The organism is Aequorivita iocasae, from assembly GCF_016757735.1.
In the GTDB taxonomy this organism is placed as follows: Bacteria; Bacteroidota; Bacteroidia; order Flavobacteriales; family Flavobacteriaceae; genus Aequorivita; species Aequorivita iocasae.
Genome location: NZ_CP068439.1, coordinates 2,717,085 through 2,735,527, shown reverse-complemented (window position 1 = coordinate 2,735,527; position 18,443 = coordinate 2,717,085). Strand labels below are relative to the sequence as shown.

14 protein-coding genes and 1 pseudogene are annotated in these 18,443 nt (G+C 39.3%); 7 read left to right on the top strand and 8 right to left on the bottom strand.

Annotation, left to right across the window (positions count from 1 at the left end):
• Positions 1-31: 31 nt before the first annotated feature.
• The gene (locus JK629_RS12600) at positions 32-889 is read right to left on the bottom strand and encodes a universal stress protein (RefSeq protein ID WP_202335973.1); all 858 of its coding nucleotides are present in this window, start codon (positions 887-889) and stop codon (positions 32-34) included.
• 451 nt (positions 890-1,340) lie between these two features.
• Between JK629_RS12600 and JK629_RS12595 the strand changes: the two genes are divergently transcribed.
• The 3 genes from JK629_RS12595 to JK629_RS12585 are packed head-to-tail and all read left to right on the top strand — an operon-like array spanning position 1,341 to position 3,803.
• Positions 1,341-2,237 carry a hypothetical protein gene (locus JK629_RS12595; RefSeq protein WP_202335972.1) on the top strand — a complete coding sequence of 299 codons (897 nt, stop codon included), beginning with the start codon at positions 1,341-1,343 and terminating at the stop codon, positions 2,235-2,237.
• 13 nt (positions 2,238-2,250) lie between these two features.
• Positions 2,251-2,859, top strand: coding sequence for a hypothetical protein (locus JK629_RS12590; protein ID WP_202335971.1), 609 nt, complete (start codon positions 2,251-2,253; stop codon positions 2,857-2,859).
• Between the two features lie 20 nt (positions 2,860-2,879).
• Positions 2,880-3,803, top strand: a complete 924-nt coding sequence (locus tag JK629_RS12585) for a hypothetical protein (protein WP_202335970.1) — start codon at positions 2,880-2,882, stop codon at positions 3,801-3,803.
• Between the two features lie 554 nt (positions 3,804-4,357).
• Here the strand turns inward: JK629_RS12585 and JK629_RS12580 are convergent.
• Together JK629_RS12580 and JK629_RS12575 are read right to left on the bottom strand one after the other, a co-directional pair.
• Entirely contained in the window at positions 4,358-4,720 is a 363-nt protein-coding gene (locus JK629_RS12580) for a nuclear transport factor 2 family protein (RefSeq protein ID WP_202335969.1), read from the bottom strand.
• A 1,086-nt stretch (positions 4,721-5,806) separates the two neighbouring features.
• Positions 5,807-6,481 (bottom strand): hypothetical protein, encoded by a 675-nt coding sequence (locus tag JK629_RS12575; RefSeq protein WP_202335968.1) that lies wholly within the window; start codon positions 6,479-6,481, stop codon positions 5,807-5,809.
• A gap of 258 nt (positions 6,482-6,739) precedes the next feature.
• Between JK629_RS12575 and JK629_RS15705 the strand changes: the two are divergent.
• Positions 6,740-7,642, top strand: a pseudogene (locus tag JK629_RS15705) (transposase); the annotation flags it as partial.
• A 29-nt stretch (positions 7,643-7,671) separates the two neighbouring features.
• Here JK629_RS15705 and JK629_RS12565 read toward each other — a convergent pair.
• Positions 7,672-8,801 (bottom strand): IS3 family transposase gene (locus tag JK629_RS12565; RefSeq protein ID WP_202335967.1). Its coding sequence is split into 2 segments (ribosomal slippage): positions 7,672-8,540 and positions 8,540-8,801, totalling 1,131 coding nucleotides; the frame shifts between segments, so codons are not numbered across the junction.
• A gap of 326 nt (positions 8,802-9,127) precedes the next feature.
• Between JK629_RS12565 and JK629_RS12560 the strand changes: the two genes are divergently transcribed.
• A complete protein-coding gene (locus JK629_RS12560) occupies positions 9,128-9,472 on the top strand; it encodes a hypothetical protein (RefSeq protein ID WP_202335966.1) in 345 nt (114 codons plus the stop codon).
• Positions 9,473-9,956: 484 nt separating this feature from the next.
• On the opposite strand, the gene JK629_RS12555 is transcribed toward JK629_RS12560, so the two are convergent.
• The 3 genes from JK629_RS12555 to JK629_RS12545 form a co-directional block, all read right to left on the bottom strand.
• Complete coding sequence (locus JK629_RS12555; protein WP_202335965.1) at positions 9,957-10,460, bottom strand: hypothetical protein; 504 nt, start codon at positions 10,458-10,460, stop codon at positions 9,957-9,959.
• Positions 10,461-10,507: 47 nt separating this feature from the next.
• Positions 10,508-10,897, bottom strand: coding sequence for a hypothetical protein (locus JK629_RS12550; RefSeq protein WP_202335964.1), 390 nt, complete (start codon positions 10,895-10,897; stop codon positions 10,508-10,510).
• A gap of 64 nt (positions 10,898-10,961) precedes the next feature.
• The gene (locus JK629_RS12545; RefSeq protein WP_202335963.1) at positions 10,962-11,702 is read right to left on the bottom strand and encodes an SDR family NAD(P)-dependent oxidoreductase; all 741 of its coding nucleotides are present in this window, start codon (positions 11,700-11,702) and stop codon (positions 10,962-10,964) included.
• A gap of 1,296 nt (positions 11,703-12,998) precedes the next feature.
• Between JK629_RS12545 and JK629_RS12540 the strand changes: the two genes are divergently transcribed.
• Entirely contained in the window at positions 12,999-15,137 is a 2,139-nt protein-coding gene (locus JK629_RS12540; protein WP_202335962.1) for a catalase, read from the top strand.
• A 180-nt stretch (positions 15,138-15,317) separates the two neighbouring features.
• Positions 15,318-16,589 carry a hypothetical protein gene (locus JK629_RS12535; RefSeq protein ID WP_202335961.1) on the top strand — a complete coding sequence of 424 codons (1,272 nt, stop codon included), beginning with the start codon at positions 15,318-15,320 and terminating at the stop codon, positions 16,587-16,589.
• Positions 16,590-17,361: 772 nt separating this feature from the next.
• Here JK629_RS12535 and JK629_RS12530 read toward each other — a convergent pair.
• On the bottom strand, positions 17,362-18,141 hold the full coding sequence (locus JK629_RS12530) for a hypothetical protein (protein ID WP_202335960.1): 780 nt from the start codon (positions 18,139-18,141) through the stop codon (positions 17,362-17,364).
• Positions 18,142-18,443: the final 302 nt, after the last annotated feature.

The window sequence follows — 18,443 nt, the reverse complement described above, 5'->3', positions numbered from 1 at the left end:
ATTTAATTAAGTTAGACGTTTTAGCATTCACCTATTCATTTCTTGCTTGGCTATGAGCCGGAATTACCATAAAGGGCACGCTTGTATGACATACCAGCCGTTTTATCACTGGCGTAAACAGAAGATTTTCAAAAAACGAATGTCTATTATGTATCATCACCATAAAATTGATCTTGAACTTTATTTGAAATTCCACTACAGCCTCCACCAAATTCGCATATTTGGTTATATGGAATAAATGGGCGCTATTCTTAAAATAAACATCCAGATCGGCTTTTACCTTTTCCTGTTCAGCCGTCAAGGGTTCCCCCCAGTAAATATTCAGAATATTAAGCCTGGAAATATGTTTGGTACAAATTGATTTTAATAGTGGTAGAAATTTATTTTCCAAGGAAAAATTAAAATCTGTTGTAAACAATATTTCTTTTGGAGCCTCATAGCTGAAGTCCTCGGGAACGGCGATAACTGCACATTTCGCATTTTTAATTGTACGCAGGGTATTGGTTCCCAGAAAAATTTCCTTTGCACCCGTGGCACCCTTTGTGCCCATAATTATTAAATCCACCATATGCTCCTCAACCATGGCGCTAACTTCACTTATGAATAGGTTGAGGGCTGCATGCTTTACAAAAACATGTTTTGGATTATTGTATTTTTCCATGAGTTGGTTTGCAATTTCCTCTAAACCATTTTCAGAATTTTTTCGTGTAATTTCCTCTATCATCATAGTCGAATAGCTGTCGGCCACAGTGGCTACGTTATAAGCAATAGGCGTGTAAGTGTTCAATAAATGAAAGGTGCACTCCTCATCCTTAAAAAGGTTGACAGCATATTCCATTGCATTAAAGGCATTGTTGGAAAAATCTGTGGGAAGTAAAATATTTTTCATTTTCAGGAATATTAAATTAGCAGGTTTTGGCTATTGGATCCTCATCTGTCGGAAATCATACGTTCTTAATGCTTTCGCAACCATCACAATTCACCCATCAATTGGTTCTGTAAAGTTATAGAGAACATATAATGCCTAAAATGACCTTTATCAGTTAGTTAAACAATTTTATATAAAAAAGGAATTGAAACTCTGCCTTCGAAAAGAAGCCTGCCCTGAGCAGAATATTATGAATAGCCTGTCATTAGTAGCCAACAAAGGAGGAGCGACTGAAGCAATCTGTTCAATTTTCTAATTGCTAATTTTTTTATTTTCTAAAGCCGGAACAGCAAGGTATTCATTCCGCGATTGGAATCTAATCCAACTCCAAAATTGATCAGTTTAAATAGGGCAATTGTCGTATTGTGAAAAAACAGTACTTCTTTCATTTTTGTAAATAATTATTCCATTTATGAAAACACTCTCCAAACTTGTAACCCTACTTACATTATTTACAACACTCAATTCCGTTGCGCAGCACAGTCCCCTAAAAAGAGATTTTGAAGTCCCGAAAGGCAATGTAACCTCCATTGAGGAGCACCAATTCAAAAAAGACCTAAATATAAAGGACCGTATCGCCATGAGCGACACTCCCACCATTACGCGCTATGCCTTCAATAATGATGGCTATGTGACCCTTTTTGAAAACCCAAAATACCACAGCACCACCTTTACCTATAATCCCAATTATACCCAATACACCACCAATAAAAAAAATCTTTTTGATAAAGGCAAAGCGGATACCCAAACCACACTAAACCTGTTTTGGCTTCATGGCAATCTGTATGCGGGCTTTCACAGCGAATTTGAGACCGATGCCAAAGGCGATACCATAGTAGCGCGTTCCATAAAGAAGGACTATGAATTTACTTGGAAAATAAGACCGTATGGCGATGGCTATGCCCAACACGATGGTTTTAGGGAAACTTTCTATAACGCCAAAGGACAAAAAATCTATATAGCCTCTGGTGGTGGGCATAACTTCACGATGTACAATGAAGATAATCTTCCGGGGATAGAAGTAGATTATTCCTATACCATGTTAAACTACTACGATGCCTATATGTATGAATTTGACAAACAAGGCAATTGGACCAAACGCATTCGATTGCGACTGGACAAGGCACCTTGGAGCGATAAAAAATGGCATGTACACGAGATTACTTACCGTGGGTTGGGATATGACGGAAAAAAAGCCGTGATAGCAGCCACAGATACTGAGGCAGATATTACCAAATATGAGGAGCAGGCCAAGGCATTACCACAGCTTACGATTGATCCATTGAAAGAGATAAACTCCAAAAAATAAGGAATTGCTGCTTTTGAAACCTGCATTTCATACTATCATACACCAATATAAAAGGAACGATTTGCTTTTGTTCACTTTTATTACGGCGCTGGCTGTAGTGTTTGGGCAAACCACCATCTTTTACATAATTTATTTTTTTTGGTGGACAGAACTCATCCGTATCCTTGCCGTTGCCATCTATGGTTTTAGGAACGAAAGCCGTGAGGAAAAACAGGTGTCCTTTTCTGTTTTTGGCCCGCTGTTTATGATGGCTATTTACTTTGTATTTATCGTCGTCTTCTTTGGTCTTATTGCCAGTTGGGGCAATGAGGAAGTGACAATGGTCAATATGGGCATTCTCTTTTTTCAGAACTGGTTTTTTAATGTCAATCTAATCATCGTGGTATTGGAACAATTTCTTTTTCGTGGGAAACAATCAAATTCCTTAGAAATTGGCCCCTTCACCCCACCCCTACTAGTGTTGCACATATCGATTATTTTGGGTGGTATTTTGATGTTTTTTGTGGTAAAAAACTTCCCGAACATCTTTAGCCCCCAAAATTTATGGGGCTCCCTTTTGATTATTTCACCCTTTTTACTTTTAAAATATTTAATGTACAGCTTTCTTAAGCCTATTTCTTAATATTAAGATACATTTCAATTATGAACAAAAACACTCTCCTTATCAGCTTATTTCTTTTGGTGGCCCTTGGCCTGCGGGCGCAAATATGCCACACTTCGCATTTTGGGCTTAACAATACGACGGTCACAAAAATTGAGGAAACCGAATATGTTAATTTTCATAAACCAAGGGCAAGAAAGAACACATACCAATTTGATCCCAAGGGGTATGTGGTACAAGAAACCTTTGAATATACTGGAGACAATACACCTACAATTACCCAATATATTTACGATGATAACCATACCGAATTGACCAAACAATTGATGGACGAGTATGGGCAGCCCGTAAAATTCTTTGGGAAGTCAGGTCCTTATAAGATATATGATACCCCGATAGGATTGTTGTTCGACTATCCCGTTGTGGAGAAAAATGCCAAGGGAGAAGTAATAAAACTCAAGAATGAGAAGAAAGGAATGGAGAAAACATTGGAAACCAAAAGCAACCAACTTACCTATTGTTATATTACGGAAAATGGCATCCAGAAACCGGAGCAGGTATATGACAAAAACCAGCGGCTGTTGGGAACGGTGCAATACAATTATCCGGAAACTTATTATTCCTATGAAAACAACGTGCCCGTTGACAATACCTATTTTATTTCAAAACTTGCTTTTAAGTATGTATATGAATTTGATAAGGCAGGCAACTGGATACAGAAAATGACTTTTTCCGCTGTGCCAAGCAACAAATACCAATGGGAGCTTATAGCAATAAATACCCGTATTATTACTTATACAGACAGCAAATTGAACACAAAGCCAAGCGATGTATTGCATACGCTGGATGTTTCCAATTTTGATCCCATTCGGAAACAATATGAAGCCAACTACACCCCAACGGATGTGATAGATACAAATTACTTCACGCAAAGGGAGGCAGCATTCAAAAAATTGTTGAAATAAAATTGTGCAGGTTTAGCAATATTTTTGGGTTCCGGGATTATTGTCAATTACAGAAAAGGGAATAATTCAGACATGCTCTGTGCCTTTAAAATGGATTATGTTCCAATAAGGTCAAAGAATTTATAGCTTAATTATAAGGTATGTAGGGAGCATCTATGGAGGGCAATCGGCATGGAGTCGGCATACGGTCGGCTTACAATCGGCTTACAATCGGCTTGCAATCGGCTTGCAATCGGAATACGCGAGTGGGAATTATAATCATGCCTATAAATACAGTAGCGGATAGCCGTTAAAAATATAAATATACAATATTGAAGGGGCGGTTTGCAAGTTTTTTTTAAATTTTGGAGGCTTAGCTGTAGGCTATAAGCTTTAAGCGAGCGTACACTACTTCAACATCAAATTTTTAATTCTTAAGGTACTACATAGACAGGCCTTTTACTTTAACATTGCTTAATACAGAAGTCTGTGTTAAGAGGAATGAAACATACTTTTGTGGCGGCGGAGGAAAAGTCGATTCTTAGCTGAGGTACTTGGTGGCAATAGAATTTTTATTAGAACAATCCATTTTCGTTTGGTAAGTCTTTCTCAATAGGCTGTCCCAAATCCCACAATTCAACTATTTTATCAGCACTGAACCGGAAGATGTGTATTACCGCAATAGCCATTGTTTGCTTTTCAACCAGAGAATGCGTGATTACCGTATCCCCATCTTCATAAACATACTTAATTTCAATGTTTGTGTTGGGGTTTGTTTGATGATCCGCCACCATCGCTTCACTCAATGCCTCACGGTTTCCCTCAAAATATTGATTGTGGTGTATGAAGTCATTTGAAATAAATTTCTCAAAGGCCTCATTTACCTTTCCGTTTCCTGCCATTTGCAGAAATGATTTTGCCATTTCCTTTTTTGTCATAGTGATAAATTATTAAGTTTTACGTTCATCGATGTTCTATATACAGCCCCAAAATTTAACTGGGAACACAAACAAGCCTAAAATAAGGTAATGACAACTTGTACAAATTAACAAAATAGTATAACTTATTTATAGCACTTGCACCCCATCCTATATTTATTTATCAATTTCAAATATAAGGAAAGCATAGGTTCTAGCCTTGGGAAGCATTTTAACCGCCCTCCTTTGTATAAAGCTCCAGAGGGAAAAGAGGAGAATACTAAATATAATAATTTTTGCTTAAGGCTGTAAGTTTTAGGCAAGAGTCCGACCATCCGACAATCCAATTATCTAACAATCCAATTATCTAATTGCTAATTGTTCATTGCTAATTGTTCATTGAAAAGTGGGGAGAATACCAAATATAAAGAAGTAAACAGTCCCAAAGGAAACTGCCATTCGCAATCGCGAAGAGTGGACTGCCTTATGACGAGAAATTTATGTCGAAATTGTAGAAAATAGATTAGGTTTTTAACTTAGATCTTTGTTGCCCACAGTATTTTTCTCATTTTCTGTTTAATTTCATTCTGTAAAAAAGGTCAAAAATCTCATCCGCAATTTATTCCCTAAACAGTTTATTCTTATTCCATAATTGAATTATCTTGGCCAAAATGTATATAAGAACATTAAAATCATAATTAATTCTATAATGTTTAATATCAATTTATTTTTAATGAAATTAAACAAAAGAAAATCTATGGATAGTCCTACAAGTCCTACAAATATTGTTACAAAGGTTACTATAATACCAATACCACGAGAATCCTGAAGACTTTTTGAATCAAAAATCAAAATCAAAGGAAAAATAATAATTAAGAGTAATGAAAAAATCAACAATACTGTAATTCTATTTTGCGAAATGATTTTTTTCATATTGAGGGCAACGTTTAGTATAACCGCAGGTACGGGATTAAATTTAATGTTTTTCGGATAAGCACCGCCGGTAGCAATTACGCGTGTATTCGGACGCAGTCGAATCCGCCGACCCGAGCACGAAGTGCGAACAGGCGGAGCAAAGTGCGGTTATGCATTGTTGTAGCACGTTTTTTATTCAATATTAAATTTTTCATTTATAAACATTATTCTATGCGCATAAGCAGTCGAATCTCCGGCTTTTTTGTTTTTATCAAATGCTACAAATTCCACAAGTCCTTCAATTTTATTATGTTTTTTGTCCAATATCTTTCTGGTAAAAGTATAATCTTTGTCAGCATCAAAGGCAAGTGTAATCATTGATGTGTCTTGTGGAACAATGAAATATAAGTCTGATTTCACAACTTCGTAACCTGGATAATAAAATTCAAAATCAACTTTTAGAGAATCATCTACATTCCATTTTTCATCGTAAAATTTAGTTCGATATAGATGACTTTTTTTAATAATTGAATCTCCATTTGAGTCAAAATATATTGCAGTATTTAAATAGGTAGAGTCTGGTCGGATTTTAAATGCGCTGAAATCTACTGTTTCATTTTTATTGTCAATATCTATGAAGAAGGGATTTGGAACAATATAATTCCGTTTGCATATTAGCTTATTATTTTCATAAAATGAATGTTCCCCAAGAGCCATCTCATTCATATAGATTCCTTTTCGTAAAGTGTCTTCCTTTTCGTTAAACTTTATTTTGAATTTTCTGTTATATTTTTTTCCGTTAATAATTGTGTCAGAAAGTGGTCGATATATTATTTCATAATTACCGTTGTCAAATGTCGATTCCACGCGGAAAGATTTTTCGTTACAGCTTGTCAAAAACAAAAGTGTAATAATTATGAAAAGTATTCTGTTCATTGATTGATCAAATGTGCTAAAACGGTTTTGTGTAAGCGTCAGTAACGGGAAAATACGCGAGTATTTTCCCGTTACTGACGCACCTAATTTAGCAAAACGAGTTGAATTTCCGATTAGGAAATTCAGCCGTTATTGCGCTTACACGTTGTGCCTGTTGCACAAGTTAAGGATTTTCCGTAATTTCATGGTATGCAAGGAAAAAAGATCTACCAAGAAAAGCTCTTCAACGATTTCCGTTTGAGCGAGCGCGTTCCGGAGCACAATTTTTACCGTCGGCTACAATCGGCTTTGGACCTGAATTATTTATATGCACTTACAAGGGACTTTTATGGCGACAGCGGCCAAAAGAGCATCGACCCGATCGTATTTTTCAAGCTTTGTCTGGTTGGTTATTTGGAGAACATCACCAGCGACCGCAAGCTTGTGGAACATTGCGGGATGCGCCTGGATATCCTCTACTTTTTGGGCTATGGGATAGACGAGCAACTCCCTTGGCACTCTACCATCAGCCGTACGCGGCAACTCTTTCCCGAGGATGTCTTTGAAGCAGTGTTCACCAAGGTCTTCACCCTCTGCGTGGATGTAGGGATGGTCAGCGGCCATACCCAGACGGTGGACAGCGCCCCGGTCAAGGCCAATGCCTCTATGGACAGTCTGGAGCTGAAGGTTCCGGAAGAAGAGCTGGAATCACATCTTCGTAAGGTTCGCCACATAAGCGCAATGGATAAAGAAAAGCCCTTTCGCAAAAGCAAGGGCGATAGATCAGATAAAGGCCAGCGTACTATTACCGCCAACGGGAAGGAACTCAATGCCATTGCCTCACGAAACAAACGCTGGAACAAAGACCAAGATCAGCGCCCCGGAGCGGGAAACAAGGGAAGTAAATATACCAGCAACAAGACCCATTACAGCCCCACCGATCCCGATGCCCGCATCAGCGTAAAGCCCGGCAAGGCACGGAAGCTCAACTACCTGAGCCAGCTGTGCGTGGACACCGCCCACCACGTGATCAGCGATATAAGGGCCTACCACGCGGATGGAAAGGACAACCAGCAATTGCCGGACATTGTACAGCGATTAAAACGGCGGCTAGGGTGTAAGCTTCCCCTAATTAGAACTGCTCATTCTTCTAATACTTCTACAAACTTATTGTTTTTAATTCTCTTGGGGCTAGCCCCAAGAGAATTAAGTTCCGCATATTTTATTGGTGGGATTTTACCCAGCCCATCGTGTGGGCGGTGATGGTTGTAATCGTGCATCCAGATATGCGTCTGTTCTCTTACTTGGTCTATGTCTTCAAAGATGTATTTGTTTAGTACCCCTCTTCTGTAACTCCCATTGAACCTTTCCACGAACGCATTTTGCGTGGGTTTCCCTGGCTGTATATACTTGAACTCGATATCGTGCATCATGCTCCATTCCGAGGCGATCTTGGCGATAAACTCAGGGCCGTTGTCCATCCGTATTTTTTTTGGTTTGCCTTTTTTATTGATAAGGTGGTTGAGCACCCAGACCACGCGGTTGCTCGTCAGGGAGAAGTCGACCTCAATATGGAGTGCCTCCCTGTTAAAATCGTCGATTATATTAAATGCCCTAAAGCGCCTTTTGTTCTCTAGGACGTCTGTTACAAAATCCATGCTCCAGGTTTGGTTGAGCTCGCTTGGAACCTCCAGGGGTTCTTTTGTTCTGGCAGGCAAACGTTTCTTCACCTTTCTGCGCAAGGGGAGCCCCAGTGCCACATAGACCCTGTGCATACGCTTATGGTTCCAGGGTTTTCCCTCTTCGCGCAACCGGTCATAGGCCTTCCAAAAACCTTCCTCTGAATGTTCCTTTGCCTTTTGTTGTAAGGCCTGTTCTATCTCGCTGTCATCCTTGGGCAAAGGCCTATAATAATAAACACTCTTACTCATGTTGAGTACACGGCACGCCCTACAGATGCCGTAATGAATAAGTTCTTTGGCAATGGTTCGCTTCCTGCAGGGCTTTAGAGCTTTTTTTCGATGATCTCCTTGGCCATCTGGTGGTCAAGGGCCAAGGTGGCATACATCTGTTTGAGCCTGGCGTTCTCTTCTTCCAGCTCCTTGAGGCGCTTGAACTCTTTGGAGTTCATTCCGGCATACCTGGAGCGCCACTTATAGAAGGTCGCAGGGGCAACACCGTGCTCACGGCTAATCTGGTCAACACTCTTTCCGTTGTCGAATTCCTTTAAAATCTTTGCAATCTGTTGCGGTGAAAATTTACTTCGTCTCATAATACTGTTTAAATTTAAGATAATTATTCTACTTTTAAACAGTTCGGTTTTAAGGGAAGCTTACAAACCAACAATTAATAATAATCCAATTAAAAGGATTGGTCTACCAATTAAAAGGATTGGTCTAAATGAGAGTGTTTTATCCATAATGTTCTTTTGATATTTGGTTATCCACTTTTTGAATTACTTTTTCTAATCGACCTTTATTTTTCTCATTGCATACAACGGTTTGGCTATGCACCGTAAAGTGTAGCACAATGTTTTATCTTAGCACTAACCTTAATCGCTTTATGGTGTATAGGTGGTGTTAGCAAATCGGATTTATTATGCCAGTAGATTACAAAAAATATCCTAAGAATTGGCTGACTGAAATTAGACCAAGAATTTTAGAAAGAGCGAACCATAAGTGTGAAAATTGTGGACTTGAAAACTATAGCATTGTTCACTCTTACAAAAAAAATAAGAAGGTTGTTTGGGAGAAATTAAGTTATGGCGATTATATGAGAATGGAAGCCAAAACGGTAAAAGTTATTTTGACTATAGCTCACTTAGACCACGATGAAACGAATCAAGATATAACAGACGATAGATTAAAGGCTATGTGCCAATTATGCCATTTAAGATACGATGCAGACGAAAAGAAGCGGAGACGTTCTTCATCTGTTTGCTAACATGTGTATATACGCCATGATCTATTGCTGCTATCCCGCACCTGTACGCAATTAGTTTGTTTTATAACCTCAAATATAAGTCAATACATTATTTATTCATTACGGAAAACCATCACAGCGTACATTTTAACTGGTAAGAATATCAAATATAAATCTTTTTGCTTTAAGCTTTAAGATATAGTCCAACCATCCAACAATCCAATTATCTAATTACTAATTGTTCATTGTTAATTGTTAATTGTTCATTGAAAATCGGGGAGAACACCAAATATAATAATTTTTGCTATAGGCTATAAGCTTTAGGCTGTAAGCTAGAAGAATAATCACGTTGGAACGCGATACTATAGCGCACCAACGAGGGTTAGCGTAAAAATCGATGAAATTTACATAATACATAACGAGTAATTTATATACACAAATAGCGGTTCAGACGTATATCGCTAAACCGCTATTGTGTTTATACCCGCACGTGAGCATTGCTTAATTAATCATCATCCTCGTCCTGCTTTTCACCATTATTAAATACCCCTGTATCATTGTTTATAGCAGTTGTTCTTATTTCAGAATGTCTAATTTCACCTCCTGTATTTCCAACTTGCGCAAAAATCCCAAAGGTTCCTAATGAAACAATTAGCGTGCTTATACTTAAAATTTTTGCAAATCCCCATTTTTTAAAGATTGCAAAAAAGGTAATAAGAGATAATACCCCTAAAATACCCATGAACCATATTGCTATTGCTGCAAGTTCTTCATGGTTTTCAATAAGCTGTTCAGAAATTCCTGCTATATTTTCAACGGTTTCTTCGGCCTCTTCGCCTGTTAAAAAAACAGGTATTGTTAGAATAGCCATTAGTACAAAAGTTACCAAAGCTACTTTTTTTATTGCATCATTTTTGGAGAATAGCCCATAAGCCATAATTCCAATTCCAATGATTGTTCCCACTATAGGGAAATGTGTCAATATTAAATGAAGGTGGGTTGCATCCATAATTTTATATTTTAAAAGATTGTTATTATTAAATTTTACCGAAAAGATTAAATTAATTGCGGTGGGCCTCTTAATCCATTGGGTTTAACAATAAGTAATTTTATAAAATTATCGGTTTTCCATGCTGGAGCTATTGCAGTTTCAGCATTTTCAATTATTAATAGGGAGCTATAAACAAAGGAAGCTGTAGAATTTGTATGCTTACCCTCTATTGATTTAATATTTTCATCTTGGGTAAAAACGGGATTGTCTAAAGTATTATCCTCAATCTCATGGAAAGTCAGCCTTAAAAATCCAACTAATGAATCTGCATTTTTGTGAATTTCAAAATGCTCTTCTTCCGTTAATTCGTTTGAATGTGGATGCGGAATAACAGCGTGCAGCGTGATCACTCCTAAAACAAGACTGAATAATATGTCGCTAATTATTTTTCGCATTCCCATCAATTTCGATATTTCTATTAACATTAAAATCAGACTATTGTTTCTTTCTTTTGAAAAATTATCTCGCCAAATATCCCCCATCTATCGGATAATAACTACCCGAAACAAACGATGATTTGTCACTTCCCAACCAAAGAACCAACTCGGCCACTTCTTCACTTCTGCCAAGACGACCTATGGGATGCAAAGCAACAAGCTGTTCTTTCATTTCAGCATCCAGCACATTCAATAAGGGGGTTTCAATAAAACCGGGCCCAACCGCATTTATACGGATATTTTGTGCGGAATATTCCAAGGCGGCTGTTTGCGTAAGGCCAACAACCCCATGCTTGGCTGCTGAATAGCCGGCAGAACCACCAAAGCCCACAGCGCCCAAGATGGAGGAAATATTTACGATGCTCCCACCCCCACTTTTTAGCATGGCAGCAATCTGGTATTTCATTCCATAGAACAAGCTGTTTAGGTTGATGTTTATTACCTTTTGCCAGCCTTCTAAGCTCATCTCGGCAATGGGATTTAATTCTCCCCCAATACCAGCATTATTTACAGCAATATCTAGCCCGCCATACGTTTTAACCGCAAAATTGACCAATGCTTCCATTTCTTCAGGGCTGGCAACATCTGTTTTAAAAAATGAAGCTTTGCCTCCGTTTGCAACAATACTTTCCATAGTGGCTTTTCCTTCCTCTTCCTGTATGTCTGAGATAACGACATTAGCACCTTGTTTTGCAAACAATGCTGCAGTGGCTTTTCCAATTCCCGAAGCTGCACCTGTAATGATAACTGTTTTTCCTTTCATTTTTTTATGCTTTTATAAGGAAGTAAATTAAGGCTTGTTGGATAGATATACTATGACATATATCAGCTGGGATAATTAAAACGTTTAATTGTTTAATAAAAGTTTCACTAAAACAAACCGAAGACTCAACGTAGTTAATCTGTTCAGGTGTAGTTCCAATCATGATAGCAACGACCCTCAAAAGATTGCCACGCCCTATCGGCCTTGCAAAGACTTTTCTTCACAACACTAAAAGCTAAAAACAAAAAAACCGATAACTGTTAATTGCTAATTGCTAATTGTTAATTGTTAATTGAAAATTATTGGCCTTCGAAAAGATTCCGTAGAAAATGAATTTATTGGAGGATTAAGCAAAAATCCTTCTTGTCTAAAAATTTGGTTGCAACTACAAAACCTTAAATAATCTAATAATAATCCTAGCATCACCAAAGCTTTATTTTTGCGCCGGAAATAAAGAAATTTTCAGGAATCTTTTCGTAAGCCTTGATTTTTTTGTTTCTTGCCTGCCCTGAGCGCAGTCGAAGGGTTCATCAAGGAAAAAAGAAAAAACACTAAGAAAAAGCAACCTGCCCAGGTGTAGTTCCAATCATGATAACAACGAGCCTCAAAAGATTCCCACACCCTATCGGCCTTGCAAAAACGGTACCTAAACTCACAACTGAGAACTGAGAACTGACAACAGATAAATCGGAGGATGAAGCAAAAATCTTTATCCAACCTAATTCACAAAAGCCTACAGCTTACAGCCTAAAGCCTAAAGCCTAAAGCCTAAAGCCATCCCTACGCCAGAAATAAAGAAATTTTATCGCCTCCGACAAGCAGAGCGAGAGGACGGCGGGCTTTTTTGAAGAAGAAAGGCATCAAAACTGGATGCCACACAATTAAGAATAGCATCGTTTGTAATTTGTGGACCATATATTACATATTTATCACTTATGTTAATAAAATCCCGATATGGGTCAATGTGCATGGATATTACCTCCTACTTTTAACCACCTACTTACCCGCCCCTAAAATTTTTTCTAAAGTGTATGTTGTTATCCAATACTACAAAGGGTTGGCTTATTTCCAAAAAAACAAAATATTCCATAATTGTTATTGGGAGCATTGCCCTCATGTTGGCTATGGTTTCCATTTATTTTTACAGTGCTTGTAAAGCTGAAGTAGGACACCATTCAAGAATTTCAAAAAAACAAGGCAGTTCCACCAACACCTTTAAAAATTAAGAAACCTTTATGCTACCCCATTTCCTAAATTGCCTAATTTTAGAAAAAAGCCAATCTTCAAATAAAAACCATGAAAAAGAAAACCAACACCAACGAACAATCCAAGAAAATTGAAGACCTACAAAAGGACACCTGGGAAGTAAAAGGCGCTACCATGAAAACAAACCAAGGTCTTAAGATAAACGACACCAATAATTCATTAAAAGCCGGGGAACGGGGCGCTACCCTATTGGAAGACTTCCTATTGCGTGAAAAAATAACCCACTTTGATCACGAGCGAATTCCGGAGCGCATAGTACACGCACGTGGCAGCGGAGCTCATGGGTATTTTGAATTATACGAACCCATCCCTGAGTATACCAAAGCGGGCATATTTAATGACACCAAGCGAAAAACGCCCGTATTCGTACGTTTTTCAACTGTTGCGGGTTCCAAGGGCTCTCCAGATTTGGCCCGTGACGTACGCGGATTTGCCACAAAATTCTATACCGAGGAAGGTACTTGGGATTTGGTAGGAAACAATATGCCCATTTTCTTTATCCAGGATGCCATGAAGTTTCCGGACCTCATCCACTCCGTAAAACCGGAACCAAACAATGAAATTCCTCAGGCCGCTTCGGCACACGATACCTTTTACGATTTTGTAAGCCATACCACCGAAACCCTCCACAACCATATTTGGGTGATGAGCGACCGCGCCATTCCCCGCAGTTATAGAATGATGGAAGGTTTTGGAATCCACACTTTTCGCTTTATCAATGACAAAGGTGAATCGCATTTTGTAAAGTTTCATTGGAAGCCCCTTTTGGGAGTACATTCCGTAACTTGGGACGAGGCAGTTAAAATAAACGGAGCCGATTCCGATTTCCACCGCCGCGATCTATGGGAAGCCATTGAAGCGGGCCAATACCCGGAATGGGAACTGGGCGTACAGATAGTACCGCAAAAGGACGAACACAAATACGACTTCGACCTGCTGGATCCTACCAAATTGATCCCCGAGGAAATGGTACCCGTCAAGATTATTGGAAAAATGACATTGAACAAAAATCCCGATAACTTTTTTGCGGAGACCGAACAGGTAGCATTTTTACCCGGGCATATTGTACCGGGTATCGACTTCACTAACGATCCGTTGCTCCAAGGCCGTTTGTTCTCTTATCGCGACACGCAATTATCGCGATTGGGAAGCCCAAACTTTCACCAGATCCCCATCAATAGACCGGTGGTAGATAATCATAACAACCAAAGGGACGGCCACATGCAAATGGAAATCCCGAACGGACAAACAGCCTATTTCCCAAATATGCTCAGTGGAGGGTGCCCCCACCTTTCAAAAATGGCAGAAGGTGCTTTTACAAGTTATGAGGAACGAATAGATGCTAGAAAAATCAGGACCCGTAGCGAGAGCTTTAGCGATCACTTTTCACAACCTGCCCTATTCTATCGCAGCCTATCAAAATGGGAACAACAGCATGTTGCGGATGCCTATACCTTTGAGTTGGGAAAATGTAAACAGGAGGCCATCAAGGAGCGAATGCTTTGGATAATAAAGCAGATTGACAGCGATCTTGCCTCACAGGTTGCCAAAGGTTTGGGCTTAAAGGTGCCAAAAAATATTGAGAAACCTATTAACCAAGCTATTGGGGCCGATGCCGATGTAAAAAAACACCAACCGGGCACAAAAAAGAATTACTTGGATGAATCTCCTGCACTGAGCCAGGCGAAAACCAAATTCGACAGCATTGCTACCCGGCAGATTGCGGTATTGGCCGCAGATGGTTTTAGTATGGCCAATCTGAAAAAAATGCAGTCCCTTGCCGAGAAAGACGGAGCGGTGCTAAAAATCATAGCCCCTATGGGCGGAAGTATAAAATGCGATAAAAATATGGAGCATACGGTGGACGCTTCCATTATGACCACCGAAAGCGTACTTTTTGATGCCGTTTATATTCCCGGCGGGAAAAAATCAATCCAAACCTTGCGGGAAAATGCCAAATTTACCAAATTCGTAAATGAGGCTTTTAAACATTGCAAAGCAATAGCTGTGGATAATGAAGGTGAAGACTTTTTAAAAGATACCTATGCCGGAAAGCATACCGATGACAAGGCGGTTTTGATAAATGCAGACGCCAAGGCATTTAAGGATGCCATAAAAAAACACCGCAATTGGGACCGAATGGATATTGCAGATAAAATTCCCGCATAATGTACAGCAATAAACAGGGGAGCCACCATACTCCCCTATTTAATTTATAGACACATTAAAGGTGTCTAAAAACCTTTAGACGTGCTTTGGAAAAAGATGTCAAATTCCATTATTTTAGGCTAGTATTGAATTAGTTGTTTGTTATTATAATCTTTTATTACCTTAAAAAAATACCCAGATTTGAAAAAAATAATACTGATTTTACTCGGCCTTATTTTATTTATTATCGCCATAATTTACTTCTCCTTATGGAGTCATCCCGATACCGGCCACACTGATGTGTTAGTGGGAAAACAAAATGTGGAAACCTTAAATTTTAAAAATATGGATAGCGTTAGCGTGGCTGCGGCAACCATGTATGAGGGCGCGTTGCTAAAAGAGATTATGCAAGGTGAGCAATACAGAGCGGAATGGGCAGTCCCGGTAAAGGTTCCTGTGCTTCTATTGGACCGTACCTATGGAGGGCTAACAATAATAAAAAAAGGAGGTGGAAAACAAACTAAATCGTTACGCCTTAAAAATGGCAAAGATGTGGTTTACACCTTACGAAGTGTTGCCAAAGATCCTGAACCCCTCATACCTGAATTCGCCAAAACCTTGGGAATTGAGAATTTAATAATTGACGGCATTACCGCCCAGCATCCTTATGGAGCCATGGTTGTGGCAAAACTGGCTGAGGCGGTCCACTTGCCACATACACACCCGCGGTTGGTATTTATTCCTAACCAAAAGGCTTTGGGAAAATACAATGAAGGCTTTGGCAATAAATTGTACTGGCTGGAATATGAAACCGAAGGTGAAGAAAATTGGTCAGCGTTTGAAAATATTATATCTATAATCGACACGGAGGAATTACAGGAGCAAAAATTCAAACACCGGGATAAATTACATATCGATACCCCGGCGCTGGTGAGAAACAGGCTTTTTGATATCGTAATAGGCGATTGGGATCGCCACGCCAAGCAATGGGGATGGTTCTTGCAACAAAAGAATGACCGCTATATCGCCATACCCCTTGCCAGTGATAGGGACAATGCTTTTTTTACCATTGACGGCCTGTTACCCAGCATTATTGCATCCAAAAATGTACAGCCACGATTGCGTCCATTTCACGAGGAAGTAGATTATATGCCCGGGCTGGTATATCCTTTTGATATCTATTTTTTAAAGGGGGTACCAAAGGAAACATTCCAGGCGCAGGCAGCATATATCAAAACCCATTTAACAGATGCGGCTATAGACCAAGCATTAGCCACTTGGCCACAGGAAATTTATCAATTGCACGGCCAGGAAATAAGGGAAATTTTAATTGCTCGGCGTAAGAATTTGGATCGGTATGCTTTGGAATTTTATAAGGTGCTGCAAAGCAAGGATTATCCCACCCAGCCTTTAAAGGGATCAGAAGATGCGGATGTACCCAAGGAACTGCACAAATGTTTTGAATGTTTATAGCGGGTAATGCTTACCCGCCAAGAGAATGCTCCGCAAAGCTAGCAATGACCAGTTTTGCAAATCATCGCAAACGTCATTGCGAAGGAGTTTACGACTGAAGCAAATCAAAGATTCTACGTAGTTAACCTGCCCAGGTGTAGTTCCAACCAAGATAGCAACGACCCTCAAAAGATTCCCACACCCTATCTGCCTCGCAAAGACTTTTGTTCACAACATTAAAAGCTAAACACAAAAAAAACCGATAACTGATAATTGTTAATTGCTAATTGCTAATTGTTAATTGTTAATTGCTAATTGAAAAGTATTGGCCTTCGAAAAGATTCCGTAGAAAATGAATTTATTGGAGGATTAAGCAAAAATCCTTCTTATCTAAAAATGTGGTTGCAAGTACAAAACATTAAATAATCTAATAATAATCATAGCACCACCAAGGCTTTATTTTTGCGCCGGAAATAAAGAAATTTTATCGCCTCCGATGAGCGCAGCGAGAGGAAGGCGGATTCGTAAGCCTTGATTTTTTTGTTTCTTGCCTGCCCTGAGCGCAGTCGAAGGGTTCATCAAGGAAAAAAGAAAAAACACTAATAAAAAGCAACCTGCCCAGGTATAGTTCCAATCATGATAGCAACCAATCTCAAAAGATTCCCACACCCTATCGGCCTCGCAAAAACGGTACCTAAACCCAAAACTGAAAACTCAGAACTGAGAACTGAAAACAGTGAACTGAAAACTGAGAACTGAGAACTGAGAACTGAAAACTGAGAACTGATAATTGCTAATTGTGGAAGCTTGTCTTGAGCGCAGTCAAACCCTTCACTCCCAAAACCTCCACCCCCACGGCATTCGCACTCTTAAATAAGTAATATGTACTTTCTAACTTCTGATAAAACTTCACTCCCAAAACCGCCACAGCCGTCCCTTCCATCTCAGGCAAATCCGTCTGCATCTCAAAGGAAGTAGCGCTGTAATCCTTGCCAATATATAGCGGTACACTGTTCTTTAGTTGGTAGCCTAAAGTATCAAAATCAAAATGCAAAAGTCCCAATGTAAGCGCCATATGGGTTGCCCCAGCAGGAAAATCAACATTTTTGATGTCAAAATTCGTAACGCTAAGTGTTCGGGAATCAAAATCATAATGCAGTGAAGCCGCCAAAACCTCAGAAATTATACAAGAAGGAGTAAAAGCAAAACTATCAAGTAACTGAATTCCAGAAGGCGTTTCCACTCCGCGACCCACACATCTGTTGCCCCGGCTATTTACAAGATCCAGATCTTTTATCTGAGTAAACAATTGCATCATCCGTCCGTGAAGCTCCCCATCCTTACGCACGCATAAAAAGGGAGCAAGAGCAATGCGGAAAACCCTTTTTGTTTTGCTGCACCGTCCAAATTCAGTGGCATTTTCCAGGGTTCGCACCATGCTTTCCTTGTGCATGGAACCCTTTTGAAACCCACCCCCAGCCGCGCGAGCAAGATGTCCATCGTTGTTGGATTTGTAGTAATTGATATCCCCAATGGTTCCCTTTAACTTAATACTTCCTGTTTGCTTTGCCATAATAGTATAGTTTAAACATACACTCAGATACAAAACATCTTGGGTTCAACTTAATTCAAACTATATTAAAGCGTATTTATAGCGTATTTATAGCGTATCTACAGCGTATCTACAGCGTATATATAGTATGTTTATAGCGTATTAAATAAACAAAATACATATAAAATCTACACCATCCCGTCACATTATCCCCTATTCTAACCCTGAACGCATCCCCATGAATGACGACTCTGAACAGCCGTCCTCAGTTGGTTAGCCTGCCTCGTGAGGAGTCGAGAAGTCATTGTGAAGGAGCGACCCCA